This is a genomic window from Streptomyces sp. NPDC008125 (assembly GCF_042957125.1).
Taxonomy (GTDB): Bacteria; Actinomycetota; Actinomycetes; order Streptomycetales; family Streptomycetaceae; genus Streptomyces.
This window is the reverse complement of record NZ_JBIBHR010000011.1, coordinates 267,124-285,953: the sequence shown is the minus strand read 5'-3', so window position 1 is coordinate 285,953 and position 18,830 is coordinate 267,124. Positions and strand designations below refer to the sequence as shown.

The 18,830-nt window shown below is 70.9% G+C and carries 17 protein-coding genes and 1 tRNA gene; 6 read left to right on the top strand and 12 right to left on the bottom strand.

Annotated features, from left to right (window positions below; genetic code table 11):
• Both ACFZAX_RS20745 and ACFZAX_RS20740 read left to right on the top strand, forming a co-directional pair.
• Window positions 1-525: a GAF domain-containing protein gene (locus ACFZAX_RS20745; protein WP_390963322.1), complete on the top strand. Its 525-nt coding sequence runs from the start codon at window positions 1-3 to the stop codon at window positions 523-525.
• Window positions 518-1,516: a hypothetical protein gene (locus ACFZAX_RS20740; protein ID WP_390963288.1), complete on the top strand. Its 999-nt coding sequence runs from the start codon at window positions 518-520 to the stop codon at window positions 1,514-1,516. The genes ACFZAX_RS20745 and ACFZAX_RS20740 overlap by 8 nt, the downstream gene beginning before the upstream one ends.
• 60 nt (window positions 1,517-1,576) lie before the next feature.
• Here the strand turns inward: ACFZAX_RS20740 and ACFZAX_RS20735 are convergent, their stop codons facing one another.
• The 7 genes from ACFZAX_RS20735 to ACFZAX_RS20705 all read right to left on the bottom strand — a co-directional run bounded on the left by ACFZAX_RS20735 (window position 1,577) and on the right by ACFZAX_RS20705 (window position 8,542).
• On the bottom strand, window positions 1,577-1,909 hold the full coding sequence (locus ACFZAX_RS20735; RefSeq protein ID WP_390963286.1) for a hypothetical protein: 333 nt from the start codon (window positions 1,907-1,909) through the stop codon (window positions 1,577-1,579).
• Between the two features lie 166 nt (window positions 1,910-2,075).
• The gene (locus ACFZAX_RS20730; protein WP_390963285.1) at window positions 2,076-2,627 is read right to left on the bottom strand and encodes a TetR family transcriptional regulator; all 552 of its coding nucleotides are present in this window, start codon (window positions 2,625-2,627) and stop codon (window positions 2,076-2,078) included.
• Window positions 2,624-4,135, bottom strand: a complete 1,512-nt coding sequence (locus ACFZAX_RS20725) for an MFS transporter (protein WP_390963283.1) — start codon at window positions 4,133-4,135, stop codon at window positions 2,624-2,626. Before ACFZAX_RS20725 ends, ACFZAX_RS20730 begins: the two co-directional genes overlap by 4 nt.
• Before the next feature lie 460 nt (window positions 4,136-4,595).
• Window positions 4,596-5,429: an alpha/beta fold hydrolase gene (locus ACFZAX_RS20720; RefSeq protein WP_390963282.1), complete on the bottom strand. Its 834-nt coding sequence runs from the start codon at window positions 5,427-5,429 to the stop codon at window positions 4,596-4,598.
• A 107-nt stretch (window positions 5,430-5,536) separates the two neighbouring features.
• Window positions 5,537-6,376, bottom strand: coding sequence for an alpha/beta fold hydrolase (locus ACFZAX_RS20715; protein ID WP_390963281.1), 840 nt, complete (start codon window positions 6,374-6,376; stop codon window positions 5,537-5,539).
• Window positions 6,377-6,700: 324 nt separating this feature from the next.
• Window positions 6,701-7,882, bottom strand: a complete 1,182-nt coding sequence (locus ACFZAX_RS20710; RefSeq protein WP_390963280.1) for a serine hydrolase — start codon at window positions 7,880-7,882, stop codon at window positions 6,701-6,703.
• 186 nt (window positions 7,883-8,068) lie between these two features.
• Window positions 8,069-8,542, bottom strand: coding sequence for a ferritin-like domain-containing protein (locus ACFZAX_RS20705; protein ID WP_390963279.1), 474 nt, complete (start codon window positions 8,540-8,542; stop codon window positions 8,069-8,071).
• 541 nt (window positions 8,543-9,083) lie between these two features.
• Between ACFZAX_RS20705 and ACFZAX_RS20700 the strand changes: the two genes are divergently transcribed.
• Window positions 9,084-9,425: a beta/gamma crystallin domain-containing protein gene (locus ACFZAX_RS20700; protein ID WP_390963277.1), complete on the top strand. Its 342-nt coding sequence runs from the start codon at window positions 9,084-9,086 to the stop codon at window positions 9,423-9,425.
• A 327-nt stretch (window positions 9,426-9,752) separates the two neighbouring features.
• Here ACFZAX_RS20700 and ACFZAX_RS20695 read toward each other — a convergent pair whose 3' ends face one another.
• On the bottom strand, window positions 9,753-10,223 hold the full coding sequence (locus ACFZAX_RS20695) for a MarR family transcriptional regulator (protein WP_390963276.1): 471 nt from the start codon (window positions 10,221-10,223) through the stop codon (window positions 9,753-9,755).
• A 134-nt stretch (window positions 10,224-10,357) separates the two neighbouring features.
• Between ACFZAX_RS20695 and ACFZAX_RS20690 the strand changes: the two genes are divergently transcribed.
• Window positions 10,358-11,587, top strand: coding sequence for an amidohydrolase family protein (locus ACFZAX_RS20690; protein ID WP_390963275.1), 1,230 nt, complete (start codon window positions 10,358-10,360; stop codon window positions 11,585-11,587).
• A 210-nt stretch (window positions 11,588-11,797) separates the two neighbouring features.
• On the opposite strand, the gene ACFZAX_RS20685 is transcribed toward ACFZAX_RS20690, so the two are convergent.
• The 3 genes from ACFZAX_RS20685 to ACFZAX_RS20675 form a co-directional block, all read right to left on the bottom strand.
• Complete coding sequence (locus tag ACFZAX_RS20685; RefSeq protein ID WP_390963273.1) at window positions 11,798-12,367, bottom strand: sigma-70 family RNA polymerase sigma factor; 570 nt, start codon at window positions 12,365-12,367, stop codon at window positions 11,798-11,800.
• A 71-nt stretch (window positions 12,368-12,438) separates the two neighbouring features.
• The gene (locus ACFZAX_RS20680) at window positions 12,439-13,272 is read right to left on the bottom strand and encodes an alpha/beta fold hydrolase (RefSeq protein WP_390963272.1); all 834 of its coding nucleotides are present in this window, start codon (window positions 13,270-13,272) and stop codon (window positions 12,439-12,441) included.
• Window positions 13,273-13,453: 181 nt separating this feature from the next.
• Window positions 13,454-16,204, bottom strand: coding sequence for an AAA family ATPase (locus ACFZAX_RS20675; RefSeq protein WP_390963270.1), 2,751 nt, complete (start codon window positions 16,202-16,204; stop codon window positions 13,454-13,456).
• Window positions 16,205-17,294: 1,090 nt separating this feature from the next.
• On the opposite strand from ACFZAX_RS20675, the gene ACFZAX_RS20670 reads away from it, so the two are divergent.
• Both ACFZAX_RS20670 and ACFZAX_RS20665 read left to right on the top strand, forming a co-directional pair.
• Window positions 17,295-17,576, top strand: coding sequence for a type II toxin-antitoxin system prevent-host-death family antitoxin (locus tag ACFZAX_RS20670; RefSeq protein WP_322985374.1), 282 nt, complete (start codon window positions 17,295-17,297; stop codon window positions 17,574-17,576).
• On the top strand, window positions 17,573-17,836 hold the full coding sequence (locus ACFZAX_RS20665) for a Txe/YoeB family addiction module toxin (RefSeq protein WP_390963269.1): 264 nt from the start codon (window positions 17,573-17,575) through the stop codon (window positions 17,834-17,836). The genes ACFZAX_RS20670 and ACFZAX_RS20665 overlap by 4 nt, the downstream gene beginning before the upstream one ends.
• A 697-nt stretch (window positions 17,837-18,533) precedes the next feature.
• On the opposite strand, the gene ACFZAX_RS20660 is transcribed toward ACFZAX_RS20665, so the two are convergent.
• A tRNA-Ile gene (locus ACFZAX_RS20660) sits at window positions 18,534-18,607 on the bottom strand.
• Window positions 18,608-18,830 lie beyond the last annotated feature (223 nt).

The window sequence follows — 18,830 nt, the reverse complement described above, 5'->3', positions numbered from 1 at the left end:
GTGGAGCGCCGCCTGCTGCAGTCCATCGTGGAAGTCGCGCGCCATGCCTTCGGCGCCGCGGCTTCCTCGATCTTCCTCATCGATCCGGAGACCGGTGACCTGGTCTTCGAGGCCGTGGCCGGTGAGGGCGACGGCCAACTCGTGGGTACGCGTTTCCCGGCGGGGACCGGCATCGCGGGCTGGGTCGCCTCGTCGGGCCAGTCGATGCTCATCGACGACCTGCGCGAGTCACGGCACTTCTCGGGCGAGGCCGCCGCTTCCACCGGGTACGTGCCCGACAGCATCATGGCCGCCCCGCTGTTCGGCGACGACGAATGCGTGGGCGTGCTGGAGGTACTGGACCGGGGCGCCGGCGGCACGAGGGAGATGGCGGACGTCGAACTCCTCGGGCTGCTCGCCGACCAGGCCGCCATCGGGCTCGAACTGCTCACCCGGCTGCGCGCCGCCGAGCCGAGCAACCGCTCCGACAAGGCCCTGCGGCTCCTGGAGATGGCGGAATCGCTGCTGGCCCCGACCCATGGCTGAGCGGAGCGTCCTGCTGCTCACCAGACGGGACGACGGGGAGGCGACCGAGGCGTCCGCCCTGCTGCGCCGCATCGGGGTGCCCGTGCACCGGCTCGACGCGGACGGCCTGGCGGACGTCCGGGCCGTGCACGGGCAGGACGGTGTACTGACCCTGGACGGGCACCGGTTCGCCCCGACGGTGACCTGGCTGCGCCACTTCTCCCTGCGGGCAGCGCCCGACGGGCTGCCGGCCGGTCCGGCCGGCGGGCGGATGGTGTACCGGGACGGGTGGACCGCGCTGGCCCAGCAACTGGCCGCCGCCTCTCCGGCCACCATAGGCGCCGCCGATCCGGGGCAGCTGGTGCAGCGGGCCCGGGCCCTGGCGCTCGGTGTACGCGTCCCGCGCGGGCTGGTCACCACCGACCCGGCGTACGCGGCCGGACTGCTCCCGGCCGAGCGGTACGTGCTCAAGGTCCTCGACCGGCATTACGTGGAGCCGGAGCCCGGCCGGCTCGACTGGTACCTGCCGCGGGTCCTGGACCGGGACCGGCTCGCCGGCCTGCCCGGCCTGCCCCGGGGCACACCGGTGATGCTCCAGGAGTACGTCGAGCACGACGCCGAGTACCGGGTCTACCTCGCCGGGGACGAGCTGCACGCCTTCGAGGTGACCAAGGAGCACCCCGAGGACATCTGGACCCGCCCGGACGAGGTGGTGGTCCGTCGGGTCCGGGCCCCGGCCGCCGTCGCGTCGGCGGCACGCGCCATCGCCCGGGAGACCGGTGCCGTCGTCGGGGCGTTCGACTTCCTCCGTGACCGGGACGGGGGCGAGCCGGTCTTCCTGGAGATGAACGCGCACGGCGACTGGCACTGGTTCGAGCACAAGGCCGGCGTCGACGTGGTGACCCGGGCCGTGGTGCGGACCGTACGGGACCTGCACCGGGCCGCCATCGGTAACGCGCGCCCGGCGGCGGTCGGCCTGCTCACCTTCCTCGGCGCGGGCCGGGGCGGGTGACCCGGCCGGCCGGCGTGGACAGCGCCCGCTCGGCGACGGCGTGCGGGGCGGTCAGGGCGGTCAGGCCGACTCCTTCCTCCGCACGCGGACGACGAACTCGATGACGAACGTCAGGACCACCAGCGCCAGACAGGCCACGCACCCGAGCAGCCCGGACGCGATGACGAAGACCGGGCGCAGGTCCGTGCACTCCAGGGCCGAGGAGCAGCCGAGGGCGTGCGGATCCGTCCGTGGGCCCATGGCGTCCCGCCCGATGACGGCGCAGACCGCGGAGGCCGCGGCCGCGACGGACAGCCCGATCCACCGCAGGCGCCGGGTCCCCCACCAGGACGCGATCCACCCCAGGAGGATCACCGCGGGCGGAACGAGTACGCAGGCCAGAACTACGCCCACGGGGAATCTCTCCACGCCGTCGTGGTCCGGCCGGTCCGCCGCCGGGTGGCGTGGCGGTACCGGCGCTCTCCGTCGGCCCGCTCGTACCGGTTCCCCACGCCGCCGGCCTCCAGGTCCCACGGTGCGGCGGCTTTGCCGAAGGCGTGCGGGCGACCGGGCCGGAGGCTCAAGAGCCCTGGCCGAGCATGTCCAGCACCAGGGGGACGAGTTCGTCCGGGTCGGCCCCGGCGAGCGCTCCCAGGGTGCCGCCGTGGCGGCACAGCACGATGCCCACGAACGCCGCGACCGCCAGCTCCGCCCGCAACCGGGGGCGGTCCAGACCCTCGCGGGTGAAGCGCTCGCACAACGGGTCCACCAGACGCCACTGAAGCTGCTCCATGGCAGCGTCCCGGACGTTCGGCTCCTTCAACGGGTCGACCGCCGAACGGAAGATCGGTCCCGGACCGCGCAGATCCACACCGCTCACCAGCCCGCGGTTGCGCTCGGGTTCCAACAGGTCGGCCGGCCTGGCCCCCGTACGGTCGAGGTCGAGCACCGCGAGGTAAAGCTGCGCCTTCCCCCCGAAGTAACGGGCGATCAAGGCCGGATCCACACCGGCCCGCTCACCGATCTCCCGCGTGGTACTGCGGTCGAAGCCACGTTCGGCGAACAGGCCGGCAGCCGCCTCCAGCAGCACCTGCCGGCTGCGGGTGGCGTCCCGCCGTCTGCCCTCGCTCACCGGACAGGTCCGCCCGGTACGGCGGTCACACTGGCCTCGGCGCCCTCGGCGTCCGCAAGGCTCTCTTCCATCAGCAGTTCCTCGTCCACGGTCCCGGCGGTCGCCCCGGACTTCCCTGCCCCGGCCCGTCCGGGCAGGACGATCGTACCGATCCCGGCGACCACCCAGATCGCACAGCCCAGCCAGGCCGCGGCCTGGTAGCCGCTGTCCGTCGGCAGGATCCGGCCCGGGTCGGTGTGCGCCTCCAGGACGACCGCGCTGACGACGCTGCCGGTCGTGTAACCGACGGTGCGCACCACCTGGTTGAAGCTGATGGCGCTGCCGGTCTCGTGCGCGGGCACGGCGTTGACGATCAGGCCGGGCATCACGGCGAAGGTGCAGCCGACGCCGAGTCCGGCGACGCCCATGACCACGAAGAGCTCCCACAGACTGCCCCGGGCGCACAGGAACAGCACCATCGACACCAGGGAGATCCCGCAGCCGATCGGCAGCACCGCAGCCGTGGACGTCCGCCGGACCAGCAGCGGCACCAGCTTGCTGGAGGCCACGCTGGCGGCCGAGAAGGGCAGCAGCACCAGCCCGGTCACCAGCACCGACGCGCCGAAGCCGTAGCCGGTGGAGGCCGGGGTCTGAGCGAAGCGGGTGATCAGCGACATCATCATGTACATCGCCACACCCGCGACGAGGCCGGCGACGTTCGCGGTCAGCACCGACCGGTTGCGCAGCGTCCGCAGGTCCACCAGCGGGTGGGCGGTGCGCAGTTCGTGGAAACCCCAGACGGCCAGGAGCAGCAGCGCGAAGAGCACCAGGCCCAGCACCCGGGCCGAGGTCCAGCCCCAGATCTCGCCCTCGCTCAGCGCGAGCAGCAGCGAGGCCAGCCCGACGGCGAGCATCGCCGCCCCGGGGGCGTCCAGGGGCCGCCTCTCCCGTCCGCCCGCCTGCGGTACGACGAGGGCGGCGGCCAGCAGGGCGAGGCCGCTGATGAGGGCGCCGAACCAGAAGGCGGCGTGGACGCCGATGGTCTGGGTGATCAGTCCGGTGAGCGGATAGCCGAGTCCGACACCGGCCACGGTGGTGATGGAGAGCATCGCCACCGCGGAGCGCGACCGCCCTCCCGGCAGGGCGTCGCGCGCGGTGGCGATGGCCAACGGGACGAGACCGAGGCCCACGCCCTGCATCCCGCGCCCGGTGACCAGGAAGCCGAAGCCGAGGGGAAGAGCGGCCAGCACACTGCCCGCCAGCACCGTCACGAGGGCTCCCAGCACCACCCGCCGCCGGTGGGGGCCGTCGCCCATGCGCCCCATCACGGGGGTGGCTATGGAGCCGACGAGCAGGGTGACCGTGAGCGACCACTGGGCGTCGGACAGGGACACGTGGTCCACCTCGGCGATGGTCGGCACCAGCGGAGCCCCGAGGCTGCTGATCACCGCGACCACCGTGCCGATGAACACCAGCACCGGGACCAGGGCCCGTTGCCGGAGGCCGACGGTTGATTGAGGGGCATTCATCGGCAGGCTCTCCCGAGATCGTCATCAAGTGATGTCTTCAGATGATGACATGCGGCCGCGGCGCCCTGCACGGCCGGCCCGAGGCGCCGACCGCCACTCCCGCCCGCCCCGGGGACAACGCCGTGTACGCGGAGGTGACGCGGCTCATGCGCACGCACGGGCGGCCGTTCCTGGAGACCTTCCCCGGCATCCCGCACGCGGCCCGTTCCGTCACCTGCGAGACGCCCGCCCGGTCATGCGGGCGGACGTCTCGCGTCCGAACGCCCGGCGGACAGCGCCCCGGCCCGGCCGCCCGGTCGTGCCGCCGCCGTGATGCGCGCGCTCTCCGTCGTCAGCTGGAGCGGCATGCTTCGCGCTTCTCTCGGGGCCGCCGTGCGGCAGCGGGGGTTCGGCTCAGCCGGGCGCCCGGCAGGTAACCGGCCGGGCACCGCCTCGCGGCAGGTCGGGTGTCGGCCGCCGGTCACTTGGCGAGGAACGCGAGGAGAGCGTCGGTGACTTCCTCGGCGTGGGTCCACAGCAGGCCGTGGGGGGCGCCGTCGATGACGACGTAGTCGGCTTCCGGGACTGCCTGGTGGAAGAGGTCGCCGGTGGACTCGATCGGCAGTATCCGGTCGGCGGTGCCGTGCAGGATCAGGGCAGGGACGTCGATCTTGCTCAGGTCGGCGCGGAAGTCGGTGGACCAGGTGGCCACGCAGGCCAGGGAGGCGTACGAGGACGCCCCCGCGGCGACGTTCCAGCTGTTGCGGACGGCCTCCTCGCTGATTCGAGTGCCGAGGTTCTCGTCGAGGTTGTAGAAGTCCTCGTAGAACGCGGTGAAGTAGGCGTAGCGGTCAGCGGCGACGGCGCCTTCGATGTCCTTGAAGATAGTGCCGTCGACGCCGCCGGGGTTGTCGTCGGTCTTGAGCAGGAAGGGTTCGAGGGAGGCGAGGAAGGCGGCCTTGGCGATCCGGGCGGAGCCGTACGTGCCCAAGTAGCGGCCGACTTCGCCGGTGCCCATGGAGAAGCCGACCAGGACGGCGTCGTCGAGGTCGAGGGTTTCCAGGACCACGTTCAGGTCGGCGGCGAAGGTGTCGTAGTCGTAGCCGGTGGTGGGCTGGCTGGAGCGGCCGAAACCGCGCCGGTCGTAGGTGATCACGCGGTAGCCGGCCGACAGGAGTGCGGCGGACTGCTTCTCCCAGGAGTGGCCGTCGAGCGGGTAGCCGTGGATCAGCACGACCGGCTGTCCCGTGCCGTGGTCCTCGTAATACAGCTCGATGCTGGTGGAGTTTTCCTGGTCGACGGTGATGAACGCCATGGTGGTTTCTGCCTTCCGGGGTGCATGCGCCTGCGGGTGAGGTGCACGATCGGGAACGGTTCTGCGGGTGCGGTGAGGTGCGTCGGGCGACAGGGCGGGGCCGGCGGTCATCGGACCGTGCGGGCAGCCTGCTCGACGATGCGGGCGACGGCCTCGGGGCGGGACACGGATACCGCGTGCGACGCGTCGATCGTCGTCGTGCGGGCCTTGGCGCGGGCCGACATGAAGCGCTGGGCGGCCACGGGGATGTTGCGGTCCTCCGTGGTGACCAGCGACCAGGAGGGGATCGTCTTCCAGGCGGCCTGGGTGGACTTCTCCTCCAGTGCGGCGGCGGCGACGGGGCGCTGGCCGGCCGCCATGAGCCTGGCCTTCTCCGCCGGCACGTCCGCGGCGAACTGGTCGCGGAACTTCTCCGGCCTGATGTACACGTCCGCGCCCTGACCGCCGTCGGGCAGGGAGTAGTTGACGGACTCGATGGCCTGGCCGAGCGTGCTGCCGGGGAACTTGTTCGTCAGCCCCAGCGAGCTCTCGCCCGCGTCCGGCAGGAACGCGGCGATGTAGACGAGTGCCTTCACCTTGCCCTCCATGCCGACGGCGGCCTGGCTGATGACGGTGCCGCCGTAGGAGTGACCGACCAGGACGACGGGCCCGTCGATGTTCTCCACGACGCTGCGCAGGTAGGCGGCGTCGGTCGCCGGACCGCGCAGCGGGTTGGCCGCGGCCACCACCGGATAGCCGGCGCGCTGAAGCCGGGCGACGACACCGTCCCAGCTCGCGGCGTCGGCGAACGCCCCGTGCTCCAGCACGATCGTCGGATGCACGGGGTTGTTGGGTGCCGCGCCGGCTGCGGTGGGCAGAGTGACGGCGGCCACGGACAGGCCTACGGCCGTGGTGACTCCGAGCAGCGCGGATCTGCGGCTCGGACGGGCCAGGCGGACGATGCGCATGAGTGACATTCCTCTTGGTTGGTTGATGGTCCTCGACGGACCGTGCGGGCGTACGTCCGCCCGTGCTGTGTGATCGGCACGGATCGGACTGCTGGTGGCCGTCGGCGGCAGCGGCACGGAAGGCGGCTGCGGGTCTGCGGCTCGAACGGCCCGGGGTACCGCTCCCGGCCGGTCACCGGGGAGCGAGGCGTCCTTCGTCTCGTACGACGACCGGACAGCCGGACCGGTTCACCCGGCCATGTGCTGCTCGTTCGGGGAGACGGCCCGACCCGCTGGTTACAGCTCCGCACACGGAGTTGCCTGCGGAGCGAGGGACCGCGCGCCTCAGTCGGTGGATTCCAGGACCGCGTAGACGTGCTTGATGTAGTCGTGGGTGCGTTCCGAGCCGAGGACCCCGTCGCCCACCCGGTTCATCATGTACGCGAACGTGACGCCCCGGTCGAGGTCCATCATGACGATCGAACCGCCCCGGCCGACCCAGAAGCAGATCCTGCCGGTCGGCATGAGCGGCATCGTCCTCGGGTCGGCGAGTGCGTAGCCGATGCCCCAGCGGACGGGGACGCCCAGGAACAGGTCGACCCCGTCGGCCTGTACGTCGAGCACCTTGTCCACTGTCTCCGCGGAGAGAAGCCGGAGGCCGTTCACCTGGCCGCGCCGGGAGATGGCGGAGAGGGCGCGGGCCATACCCCGGGCGTTGCCGTGGCCGTTGACTGCTCCGAGTTCCGCGGCGCGCCACTGCGGTGTGTCCACGTGCTCGTCACGGGCGGGGCTTCCGAGCAACGTCCTGGTGAAGATCCCTTCGGGGTCGAGGCCGGTGGGTATCCCGGCGAGCTGCGAGGGGGCCACCAGATCGGCGATGCGCGGCCAGTCGGCCTGGCGCGCACCGATCTGGACATCGGCTTGCGCCGGCTTGGCGATCTCGGTGTCGACGAACTCCGTCAGGGTCCGGCCGCTGACCCGTCGGACAAGCTCTCCCACCAACTGTCCCTGGGTCTGTACGTGGTAGCCCGAGGCGGAGCCCGGCTCCCACCACGGGGCCTGCGCGGCCAGCCGGGCACTCGCGGTGGGCCAATCACACAGGTCTTCCATGGTGAAGGGCTGCTCCCAGCCGGAAAGTCCCGAGGTGTGGGACAGGACGTGCCGCACCTCGATGTGTTCCTTTCCCCGGGCGGCGAACTCGGGCCAGTAGTGCGCCACGGGGCGGTGCAGATCCAGTGCGCCCCGGTCGACGAGGACGAGGGCCGCGAGGTTGGTGAGGGTCTTCGTGGTCGACCACATGCTCACCACGGTGTCCCGCTGCCACGGCAACGTCCGCGCTCGATCCGCGTGGCCACCCCACAGATCGACCTCCATGACCCCGTCCACATCGACGGCGATCGACGCCCCCACCTCATCGCCGGCTTCGAGATGCGCTGCCAGCGCCGCCCGTAGCGGTTCGAATCGGGCAGTGCTCGTTCCCTCGACGACCATGTTCTTCTCCACTCCGGACGACAACCGTTCGCTCACTCAACGGGCTGAACGTCACAGCGGTTCACATATAGCCGCAGGTCATGACATCTGTTCACCTACCACTCGGGTGCGGGGCGGACAGTGCCCGACGGATGGGTCGCGAGCCGTCGGACCCGGGCAACGCGGATACCGGTACGCGGAGTTGAGGGCGTGGGCGACCTGCCGGTGGACGGAGGGGACTGGTCAGTCCCGGTTCTCCGCCTGGAACATCCAGCTCTGCTTCTCCAGATCGGCCGTGAGTCCGATGAGGAGGTCCTCGGTGACGACGTCCACCGGGCCGATCTCGACGATGCGTCGACGCAGTCTCCCGGTCACTGCCGACAGCGCGTGCGCCAGGGCCTCGACGGCGTCGCTGTCCTTGGTCCAGCCTGACGGGACGGCGGGCACCCCGCTGGTTCCCGCTATGGTCGCGGCCCGTCCGTCCGGGCTGACGCCCAAGGCGGCCGCACGCTCGGCCACCGTGTCGGCGTGGTTCCTGGCGATGGTGGCGGCCTCGTCGAGCTGGACGTGGACCGAGCGGAAGCGCGGGCCGTACAGGTTCCAGTGAGCCTGCTTGGCCACCAGGGACAGGTCGAGAAGGTCGGCCAAAGTCGCCTGCAGCGCCGCGCCCGCGGTCTCGCGATCGTGCTTCGTCGGAGCGTTGTTGATGACCGGCATGAAGTGCGGTCCTTTCGTGAGTGGCGCCGGCGTCCTGAGTGCGGCCGTCGGCGACTGCCGTTCGCAGAAACGTGCCGCGGCCCGTTCCTGTGGGGCGTGATGCCCCCGAAGCCAGGAACGGCGGGAGCCCCCCGCAGGTTCAGCTCGTCCGACATGTGATCCCGGATCGAGCGTGCGGGGCCCGGCCGGAGGTCGCCGTTCCCCGGCTCGGTCCCCTCCACGCAGCGCCCGCACGGCGTGGAAGGCACGGCTCCGGACGGTGCCGACCAGTGCGCCGAGGTGCTCGGCCGCTCGGGCGACGCCGCGTTCCGGGTCACGCACGAGGCAGACGACGGATCGCTGCTGCTCGATTCCCCTCTGCCTGCATCGGGCGCGTGAACGGCTGAGGGGGATCGCGACCGCCCTCGAAGCAAGGCGCTCACGCGGTGAACGGGGGTGCGCTTTTCCACGTTGCGCTGATTGGACGTGCATGTGTCCCTGCGATGCCGCCGTGCGCTACGGCCCCGGTGGCACCTCCCCCATCACGGAAGGAACAACTCAAGTGAAGCGCTTCATCACACGCCTCGCGGTGGTAGCGGCGGCCGGGGCCATGGCCGTCGTGCTGCCTGCCTCGTCGGCGTCCGCCATCAACCGCACCGATTGCAACGGACTGGGTCTCCTGTCGCTGCACAACGCGGGCGGCTCCCTCTGCTTCGCCAACGCGGGCGTGCAGAGCGTGGCGATCTACGGCGTGGACCAGATCTGGACCGGCGACAACAAGGTCACCTTGGAGTACGTGCCGAGGCTGGGCGCGCCTGCGACCAGCGCGACCGTGGAGAAGTGGCATTTCGGCAATGTTCCCGGCGAACCCATCCACAAGATCACGAAGATCAGGATCTGGTAGGCCCTCCGGCGCGAACGAGGTGACAGCGGGTCCTCGTCGGCGATGACGTCGCCGCGCCGGGTCCTTCGAGCCCTTGCGGCGTCGCCTCTCCAGGGCGGAGGCCGTGGCGGCGATGTACGTCGTACGGCTCGGGCTGCGGCGGCTCCGGTGGAGAACCCGCCGGGGCCGCCGGCCGGCGACACCCCGAGCGACACGAGCGCGGGCCTGGCGTCCGATCGGCGGGGAGCCGCACGACGGCGGTGGCACATCACGACGGTCCGCACGGAGGTGACGGTGTCCACGGCTGAACCGATGGGGGTGCGGACTCGCGCGCGGGTCCGTGGCCGTTCAGGGTGCGGTACGGGTGCCGAGCTCGGCGGCGGCGTCGGCGTAGTCGATGAGCATGCGGGCGAATTCGAGGCGTCTGGCCCGGGGCCAGTCATGCGTGATGTGCTCGAAGGCCTGTCGGTGCTGACTGCCGAAGCGGTCGCGCAGGGCGGCGCCCGCGGGTGTGAGGTGGAGCACGGTGCGGCGGCCGTCGCGCTGGGACGCGGCGCGTACGAGAAGGCCTGCGGCGATGCAGTCGCTCACCATCCGGCTGGCGACGGAGGAGTCGACGGTGAGCTGGTGCGCGACGCCACCGACGGTCATTTCACCGTCGGCCTCGTCGACGATGTTGATGACCTGATTGCGGGCCATGTCCTTGCGCGTGACGGGCGGATCGACGTCCACCAGCGCGGTGCGGCGGCGCAGTCGGGCAAACGCCGCACCGACCGCGTTCAGTAGCGCGTCGTCCTGGGTCTCGTTTCCGCTGCTCACACTCGACAGCCTAGCTCCAGGTCACTGCGAAACACAATTACATGCAATGATGCACGCATCTGCTTTTCGCAGGAGATTGGTGGGGCCGGCAGCAACCGGTGCCCGCTCCGGACGCACGACGACAGGAGACAGCCATGAGAAGCACGGCCATCATCAACGCGCGGGTTTTCGACGGCGACAGGACGCTGGAGGCGAGCACCGTCGTCCTCGACGCCACCGGGATTCTCGCGGTCGGCGGGCAGGCGCCCGCAGGAGCCGAGATCGTGGATGCGCGGGGCGGAACGCTGCTGCCCGGCCTGATCGACGCCCACGTCCACACCAATGCGGAGTCCCTGGCTTTGGCCCTGCGGTTCGGGGTGACGACCGAGCTGGAGATGCAGGGGACGAACACCGCCGACAACCGTGCGCACATCACCGGTGACGATGCCCTGGCGGACGTGCGCTCCTCCGGATTCGGCATCACCCCTCCCGGCGGCCACCCCAGCGAACTGTTCCCCGAGGGTTTCCGTCCCGGCCCGCCGCCCGGTGCTGCCCGGCCGGCCGGACCGGCGCCGCTGATGCCGTTCTCGAGCACTCCCGAGCAGGCCGTCGGATTCATCCCGCAACTGATCGAACGCGGCTCGGACTACATCAAGTTCATGGTCGACGACGGCTCGGTCGAAGGCCACCCCGGCCTGCCGATGCTCGACGCGGCCACCCTGAACGCAGGCGTCGCCGAGGCCAAGCGGCTCGGCATGCTCACCGTCGCCCACACACTGACGATCGACGCGACCCGCATGGCGATCGAGGCCGGCATCGACGGCCTGGTCCACCTGTTCATGGACGGTCCGCACACCGACGAGATCATCACGCTGATCCGGGATTCGGGAGCCTTCGTCGTGCCCTGCGTCGTGCTGGACGCCTCGATGATGGGCATCAGCGGTGACGAGCTGGCCGATGACCCTCGGGTGGCGTCGCGCCTCGACGAGGCCTGGACGAAGACGCTGCGCAGCAGCTTCAACCACTACCCCCAGGGCAAAATCACCGACGTGCTGGGGTCCGTGCGCGCGCTGCACGAAGCCGGTGTCGACATCCTTGCCGGGACCGATGTGTCCATGGCGATGCCGTTTCTGGGCGGACTCGCCCACGGTGCCAGTGTCCACCACGAGCTGCAGTACCTCGTGCGGGCCGGCCTCACCCCGGTACAGGCCCTGCGCGCGGCCACCTCCACCACCGCCCGGCGCTTCGCCCTGACCGACCGCGGCCGCATCGCCGAAGGTCTGCGCGCCGACCTGCTCCTGGTCGACGGCGACCCCACCACTACGATCAGCGACACCCTCAACACCCGGGCCGTGTGGCGCCGCGGCACTCGGCTCGAAAGCTGACCTCCGGCTGTCGCCCACCGCCCCGTGCCGCCGACGCGAATCCACCGACCGGGCCGCCCTGCCGTGAGGCAGAACCAGCAGGGGACCGCCGCAGCGGGCGGGCGGTCCCGGGGGCATGGGTGACGGGGCGGACCCCGTCGCGGGGTACCCGCGTCCGTACGTCACCCGGGCCGTCGGGAGAGCTCCGGCAGGCACGCGGCTCGGGGCGGGCTACACCCCCAGGATCCCCTGCTTCTCCAACGCCTTGCGCAACGCACGTACGGCATAGAACGCACGGCTCTTGACGGTGCCGGGCGGTATGCCGAGGTGCTCGGCAGCCTGATTCACGCTGCATTCCAGGAAGTACATGAGGCGGATGACGGTTTGCTGCTGCTCGTTCAGCTCCCCCAGGGCCTGCACCACCACGTGGGAGTTGATCGTGGCTGCCGTGCTGTCGCTGGATGTGTCCAGCTCCTCCACGGGCATGAGCTCCAGCGGCCTGACCTGGCGCGCCCGGTAGTGGTCGATGACGAGGTTTCTGACCACGGTGAACAACCAGGGTCTGAGGCGTTCGTTGCGGCTCCCAAGGAAGCGGGCGTGTTTCCAGGCGCGGGCCGCGGTCTCCTGGAAGATGTCCTCGCCCTTGTGCCAGTCACCGTCCAGCAGCCGCGTGGCGTATCGGACGAGCAGAGAGCCGTACTGGTCGTAGATGTCCTTGATGAAGGCGTCGCAGTCGGCGTCCGACGGGGGGTGCCGGGTCTGCGACGAGGCCGGAACGAGGGCAGTGGTCTCCGTTTCCATGATCCCGTTCATGAGTGATGCCCCATCCTGTTCGAGTGTTCCGTGGCGTGCGGAGGGAAGGACGTCGGCCATCAGGTGGCGAGGAAGTCGATCAGAGCGGCGTTGACCTCGGCTGCGTGGGTGAGCAGCAGCCCGTGCGGAGCACCGTCGATCTCGACGTAGCGCGCGTCGGGCAGGCGGCGGCGGAACTCGCGGGCGGTGGCGTCGATCGGCAGGATGCGGTCGGCGGTCCCGTGCAGGATCAGCGACGGCACGTCGATGCGCTCCACGTCGGCCCGGAAGTCCGTCAGCCATGCCGGGACACACGCGTACGCCGCCATGGGCGCCGAGCCGATGGCGGTGGCCCAGTTCGCCCGCAGCGCGGCTTCGCTGAGCCGCGTCCCGAGCGTCTCGTCGGTGTTGAAGAAGTCGACGAAGAAGCTCTCGTACCAGGCGTAGCGGTCGGCCTCCGCCTGCTCCGCGATGCCGTCGAAGACGCTCTGCGGCACACCGGCGGGGTTGTCCGGCGTCTGCAGGAGGAACGGCTGGAGCGAACCGAGGAACGCCGCCTTCGCCACCCGCCGCGAGCCGTGGACGCCGAGGTAGCGGGCGACCTCGCCCGAGCCCATCGAGAACCCGACGAGAACCACGTCCCGCAGGTCGAGGTGCGTCAGGACGGTGTCCAGATCGGCGGCGAAGGTGTCGTAGTCGTAGCCCGTCGTGGGCTTGCTCGACCGGCCGAAGCCGCGGCGGTCGTAGGTGATGACGCGGTAGCCGGCCTTGACCAGCGCATCGGTCTGCTTCTCCCACGACTGACCGTCCAGCGGGTAGCCGTGGATCAGGACGACCGGCTGCCCTGCCCCGTGGTCCTCGTAGGAGAGCTCGATGCTGGTCGAGCCCTCGACTCCGACGGTGATGGTCCCCATGGTGTGCCCTCCCGCCCGTCCGCCGTGTGCGAACCGGGCATGGCGCAAACCTAGGAAACAAGCAGGGGGAACCGCGTCCGTCGGACTACGTCTTCGGCGTACGTCATGACGCCGCGTCTTCGGCGTACGTCATCGTGCCGCGTCTTCGGCGTACGTCATCGTGCCGCCTCTTCGGCGTACGTCATCGTGCCGCGTCTTCGGCGTACGTCATCGTGCCGCCCAGCACCGCGGCGAGCTCGCCGCGGGACGTCACCCCCAGTTTGGGGAACATCCGCTGGAGATGGGTGCTCACCGTCCTGGGTGAGACGTACAACCGCTCACCGATCTCCCGGTTCGTCAGACCCTGCGCGGCGAGCTGGGCGACATGCAGCTCGGTGGAGGTCAGCTGGTCCACCGCGGCCGGATCCTGGCGAGGGGACGACGCGCCCGCGGCGCGCAGCTCCTGACGTGTCCGCTCCGCCCATGCCGACGCGCCGAGGGCGTCGAAGATCTCGCGCGCGGCCTGGAGGGAGGCCCGGGACTCCGCGGGCCGCCGGTGCCGCCGCAGCCACTCGCCGAGGGCGAGGCACGCACGCGCCCGCTCGAACGGCCATTCCGTGGGGACGGCGTCGAGGGCCGCTCTGTAGAGCGGCTCGGCGGCATCCTGCGGGCTGAGCAGGGCCCGGCCCAGTCGCAATCCGCAGAGCAGGGCGGGCGAAGAGGTTGTTTCCCCGAGCGGGGTCAGCTCCCGCACAAGGTTGCGCGCCACCTCCGGGGATTCGCTGCGCACGGCCGCCTCGACCAGTTCCGCGACCGCGTAGAAGCGCAACCAGGGATGGAAGGCGGAGTCGGCCGGGTCGAAGACACGGAGCAGGTGCCCGTACGCGTCGCCGTAGCGTCCCTGGCAGAGGGCCGCCTGCCCGCGGGCCGTCTGCAGGATGGCCAGTACCGGGCGCCCTCCGCTGGGAAGGGCCGCGCGCTCGGCTTCCGCCGCCCACGCCTCCGACGCCGGGTCGCCGCTGACGGCTGCCAGCTGCGCGCGGATGGCGTTCACCATCGCGTGCACGAGAGGCTGACCGGTCTCGCGGGCCAGTGACGCGGCCTCCTCCGCGGCGAGGTAACCAGCGCGGACGTCACCCAGCCGTGCCGCGCCCCCTGCCTGGACGCAGAGGGCGCGGGCCAGCATCGACAGCCTGCCTTGCGCTCGCAGGGCGTCCAGCGACCTCGTCGTCAACCGGCTGGCCAGGGCGGGAGCACCCACCGTCACGGCGGCGCCCCCCAGGAGCTGGTCTCCCTCCGCGTTCTCGGACGAGCGCTCCATCTGCCCCGTCAGGTCTTCCATGACCGTGCCCCCGCGCTCCACCGGGGCGGAGTACGCCCGCAGAGCGACCAGATCGGCGTTGTCGGCGTCCACGGGCATCCGGTCGGCGGCGGCGGCGACCCGCTCGCGGGCGGCCGGCCCCGGCTCTCCCCAGAAGCATTGCAGGACCGCCCCCCACAGCATGCGCAGGCCCAGTGCCGGTTCGCCTCCGGCGGTGATCTCGACCGCCAGCTCGGCCAGTTCGGCGGTCGCGGCGCCCTCGCCCCGTGTCCCCTCGGCCAGAGCGATGCTGACCCAGGCCGCGCGGCCCCGGTCCCGGACCGAAAGGTCCAGTGAGCGCGCCTGGGCCAGCAGAAGTGCCGCGACCTCTCCTTGGCCCGACTCGAGCGCGAGCTCCGCCGCCCGGAGCAGCCGGTCTGCCCGCGCGGACGGGTCCTTCGTCAGCTCCGTCGCCCGCATCAGCGCGGCAAGGGCGGCGGCGACACCGCCTCGCCGCAGGGCTCTGCCTGCGGTGGAGTCCAGATCCCGTGCTACTCGTTCGTCGGCCCCCGCGGTGGCGGCGGCACGGTGCCATGCCTGTCGATCGGGCTGCCCTTGGAGGGCGGCGGCCAGAGCGGCGTGTGCGGTCTGGCGTTCCGCCGCGGTGGCGGCGTGGTACATGGCCGAGCGGATGAGCGGGTGCCTGAAGGCCAGCCCCTGGGCTTCCACCAGACCCGCGTCGATCGCTGCCTGAAGAGCGGTGACCTCGACCACCGTTCCGAGCATCCGGGTCGCCGCGGCGAGGCACTCGTCCATCGTTCCGTCACCGTTGAGGGCCGAGAGGAGCAGAACCGTATGGGTGTCGGCCGGAAGGCGAGAAACCCGCGCCGTGAAGGTCCTCTCCAGCCGTGCGGTGAGCGGCAACGGACCCGGGGTGAGCGCATAGGCCCCGCCGACCGACTGCAGGGCGACCGGCAGCTCGGTCAGCGCCAGCGGGTTTCCGGCGGACTCCTCCAGCAGCCGCCGCCTGACCTGCTGTCCCAGGCCGGGGGCCACCGCGTCCAGCACCTCGCCCGACACCTCGTCCGTCAGCGGCCCCAGGTGCAGCACAGGCAGGCCGGCGCTGCTGAGGCGGTCGTCAAGACGCCGGGTGACGGCGACCAGGACGACGGGGTCGGACTCGATCCGCCGCGCCACGAACCCGAGCACGTCGAGGCTGGCAGGATCCATCCAGTGGGCGTCCTCGACGACCACCAGCAGCGGCGCCTCCGCTGCCGCGTCCGTCAGCAAGGTCAGCGCGGCCAGGCCGACAAGGTACAGATCGGGAACGGCCTCGTCGACGAGCCCGACGGCTGCCAGGAGCGCCGTCCGCTGGCGCTCCGGCAAGTCGTCGATTCCGTCGCGCAGTTGATGAACCAGCTGGTGCAGGCCGGCACAGGGCAGGTTCTCCTCCGACTGGACCCCCACAGCAGTGATCACATGGGTCCCGCCTCGCGCCGCCGCAGCCGCGGCCTCCGCGACCAGAGCCGATTTGCCGACCCCCGGCGCTCCGGTGATCACCGTCGCGCCGCCCGACCCGGCGGCCCCCTGCTCGACCAGGGCAGCCAGCGCGCGACGCTCCGTCTCGCGCCCCAGCAGCGCCCGCCTCTGCATGCCTCACTCCGATTCTCTGCGTCTCCCCGGCACCGGGGGCTCCGTCTCCCGCGAACCCGGCACCCCGGCGACATCTCCCCTGGCAGGCGCTCCGGAGGCGGGTCTGGACGCCATCCGCACCATGGTAGGCACGCCGCCGGCCGGAAACGACCGCGGTCCGCGCCCGGCCCGGTGGGCCGATCTCCTCGATCAGGCCGGCGGCGCCAGGACAGCCGTCGACGCCGTGGAGAGCCGGGCGATCGGACGGACCTACGGTAAGGACGAATGGTTCCACGCGGTCGGTTCGCACCACCGGAATGTGTGGGGCACGGTCACCGCCGGCGCGGGCGGTGCCCTCGATCCGGGCTGCGTTGCCGAAGAACAGGCTGCCGTCCGGGCGGACGGCGGGAACGCCTGGCGTCGTGGTGACCGCGTCGTGCAGGGCAGTGTCCTCGAAGAGCGGGGTTCCGGGTAGTCGGCCGAGCACCGAGGTCCACTTCGCATGCGCGGGCGATGAAGAGGATGAGCGAGAGGGCCACGGCGAGCAGTAGCCCTGACAGCAGGTCGAAGAGGAGTACGCCGGAGAGTGCGGTGAGCGTCAACCAACGGGCACGGCACGGAGAAGAGCGGACCGGCGGGAGAGCCGCCGTCCAGCTCAAGGGCTGCAGGGAGGCGACCGAGGACGTGCCGGATGCCGGGTTGCTGACCGGTTCCCGAGCGGTACAGGGCATGGACGCTCCGGTGGACCGGCACGCGCAACGTATGGATGCTCAGGTTCGGCCTGCGGGCCGCCAGACCCATGTGGGGAACGAGGGCGACTCCAGGCGCGGGTCAAGGAGCACGCCGCCCAACTGTGCCCGCCTCGGACGCCGTCAACTCCGCGCAGGCGAAGTCCGCTACCACCATGTCGGTAAGTGATCATTCCCGAGTTCGCGACGAGCACGCTCATGGAGCGGGTCGACCTCGAAAACGACGAGACCACCACACCAACTGAGCCGCCCGACGGGCTCTGCCGCACCCCAATGCCGCCGAAGGCTGAACCGCACGGCCCTCCGGAGGCGGATTGCGATCAGCCGCACGGGGATCTCCTCTGTACGTTATCGTGTACATCATGAAGACGATGAGTGTCACCGAGCTGCGCGCGGGCATCGCCGACGCCCTCGACGCGGTGGAGAACGACGCCGAGGAGCTGGTCATCACCCGGACTGGCCATGAGCCGATGGTCGTCGTCTCGCTCGCCGAGTACGAGGCACTGAAAGAGACCGATTACCTGCTGCGGTCGCCCGCGATGGCCGAGCGCCTGCGCAGGTCCATCGAGCAGGACCGGGCCGGCCAGGGTGCACTTCGCGAGCTGGTGGATCCCGATGACGAGGGCGGGCGGGGCGCCGCGTGAAGGTGCTGTTCGTCGAGGACGGCTGGAACGACTACCTGTGGTGGCAGGGGAACGACCGCAAAATACTGAAGCGCATCAACCAGCTGATCGCCGACATCGACCGGGGAGGCCACGAAGGAATCGGCAAACCCGAACCGCTGCGGAACGACCTCTCCGGCTACTGGTCGCGGCGCATCAACTCCGAGCACCGACTGGTGTACCGCATAGATGAGAACACCCTCATCCACGTGGTGGCGTGCCGCTTCCACTACGAACGGTGAACCAGGCCATACCCACGGGCCATGCCTCGGCTCCTGACAGCACCCGTCAGCCTTCGCAGGACGCAGGCACGGGCTCACGGTCCACGTGACCAGGGCGCGACCGTTCGCTCGGGGGCGTATCGGACGCTGAGCATGGTCGTGACCCCCTGCTCCACGATGACCTCGCGGGCATACGCGCCTGAGAGCGAGCACCGTCCCTACCCACCGCTGAGGTCAGGAATCCAGGCGACGCGCGCTCAGCCAGGCGACCGTCTCCGGGTCGCGGTGGTCGAAGAAGAGCTACGTGCCGGCTTCCGGGGTGGCGACGGCGTCCCTCTGGGCCTCGGTGAGCTCAAAGTCGAGGGCGTCGATGTTCTCCGGCGCCCGACGAGACCCCCCGTCAGCAGGAGGCGTTCGACAACCTCATGCACCAACACCCGCACCGGTCACACCGGTGAGGCCCACTCAGCGGCGGTCTCGCCTGACAGGACCCGGCTCGCCACCAGCAACATGGACCGGTAGGTGCGGCCGTGGGACCGCCCTCAACGCTCCCACGAACACGAGGGCGACAAAAGACCAGGTCACAGTCGTGCGATACCTGCTTGGAAAGACCGAAGCCTCACGTTCGCCGCACCTACGTGCGGCGAACGCTGCACGCGAAACGCCCCCGGAAAACGCGTCTCCCCAGGCCAGAACGATTCTGCCTGGGGACGCTGGGTGGGGCGGGTGGGACTCGAACCCACGGCCGACGGATTATGAGTCCGCTGCTCTAACCGGCTGAGCTACCGCCCCGTCTCGGCGTGGCGCGTACAAGTGTGCGCGCCGTCTGCCGCAGCATAGCCGGTCATACGATCTCTCGCTCCGGCTGGTCCACATCGCTTGATCATGAGGACCGCGCTGCGTGCTGCCCGGTTCCAGACGGCCGGAAAGCGACCCGAACGTGTCACGGGTGAGGCGGCGGAGGGGCTCCGGGCGGCCGGGGAGTGACGCGGCCCACAACGCGGAGTCAGCGCTA

What these genes read in the sequence shown, in the direction of transcription:
- ACFZAX_RS20725 (WP_390963283.1), bottom strand. Translation starts at nt 4,135, where the DNA reads ATGAATGCCCCTCAATCAACCGTCGGCCTCCGGCAACGGGCCCTGGTC.
- ACFZAX_RS20675 (WP_390963270.1), bottom strand. Translation starts at nt 16,204, where the DNA reads ATGCAGAGGCGGGCGCTGCTGGGGCGCGAGACGGAGCGTCGCGCGCTG.
- ACFZAX_RS20720 (WP_390963282.1), bottom strand. Translation starts at nt 5,429, where the DNA reads ATGGCGTTCATCACCGTCGACCAGGAAAACTCCACCAGCATCGAGCTG.
- ACFZAX_RS20685 (WP_390963273.1), bottom strand. Translation starts at nt 12,367, where the DNA reads ATGGAAACGGAGACCACTGCCCTCGTTCCGGCCTCGTCGCAGACCCGG.
- ACFZAX_RS20690 (WP_390963275.1), top strand. Translation starts at nt 10,358, where the DNA reads ATGAGAAGCACGGCCATCATCAACGCGCGGGTTTTCGACGGCGACAGG.
- ACFZAX_RS20705 (WP_390963279.1), bottom strand. Translation starts at nt 8,542, where the DNA reads ATGCCGGTCATCAACAACGCTCCGACGAAGCACGATCGCGAGACCGCG.
- ACFZAX_RS20670 (WP_322985374.1), top strand. Translation starts at nt 17,295, where the DNA reads ATGAAGACGATGAGTGTCACCGAGCTGCGCGCGGGCATCGCCGACGCC.
- ACFZAX_RS20680 (WP_390963272.1), bottom strand. Translation starts at nt 13,272, where the DNA reads ATGGGGACCATCACCGTCGGAGTCGAGGGCTCGACCAGCATCGAGCTC.
- ACFZAX_RS20715 (WP_390963281.1), bottom strand. Translation starts at nt 6,376, where the DNA reads ATGCGCATCGTCCGCCTGGCCCGTCCGAGCCGCAGATCCGCGCTGCTC.
- ACFZAX_RS20740 (WP_390963288.1), top strand. Translation starts at nt 518, where the DNA reads ATGGCTGAGCGGAGCGTCCTGCTGCTCACCAGACGGGACGACGGGGAG.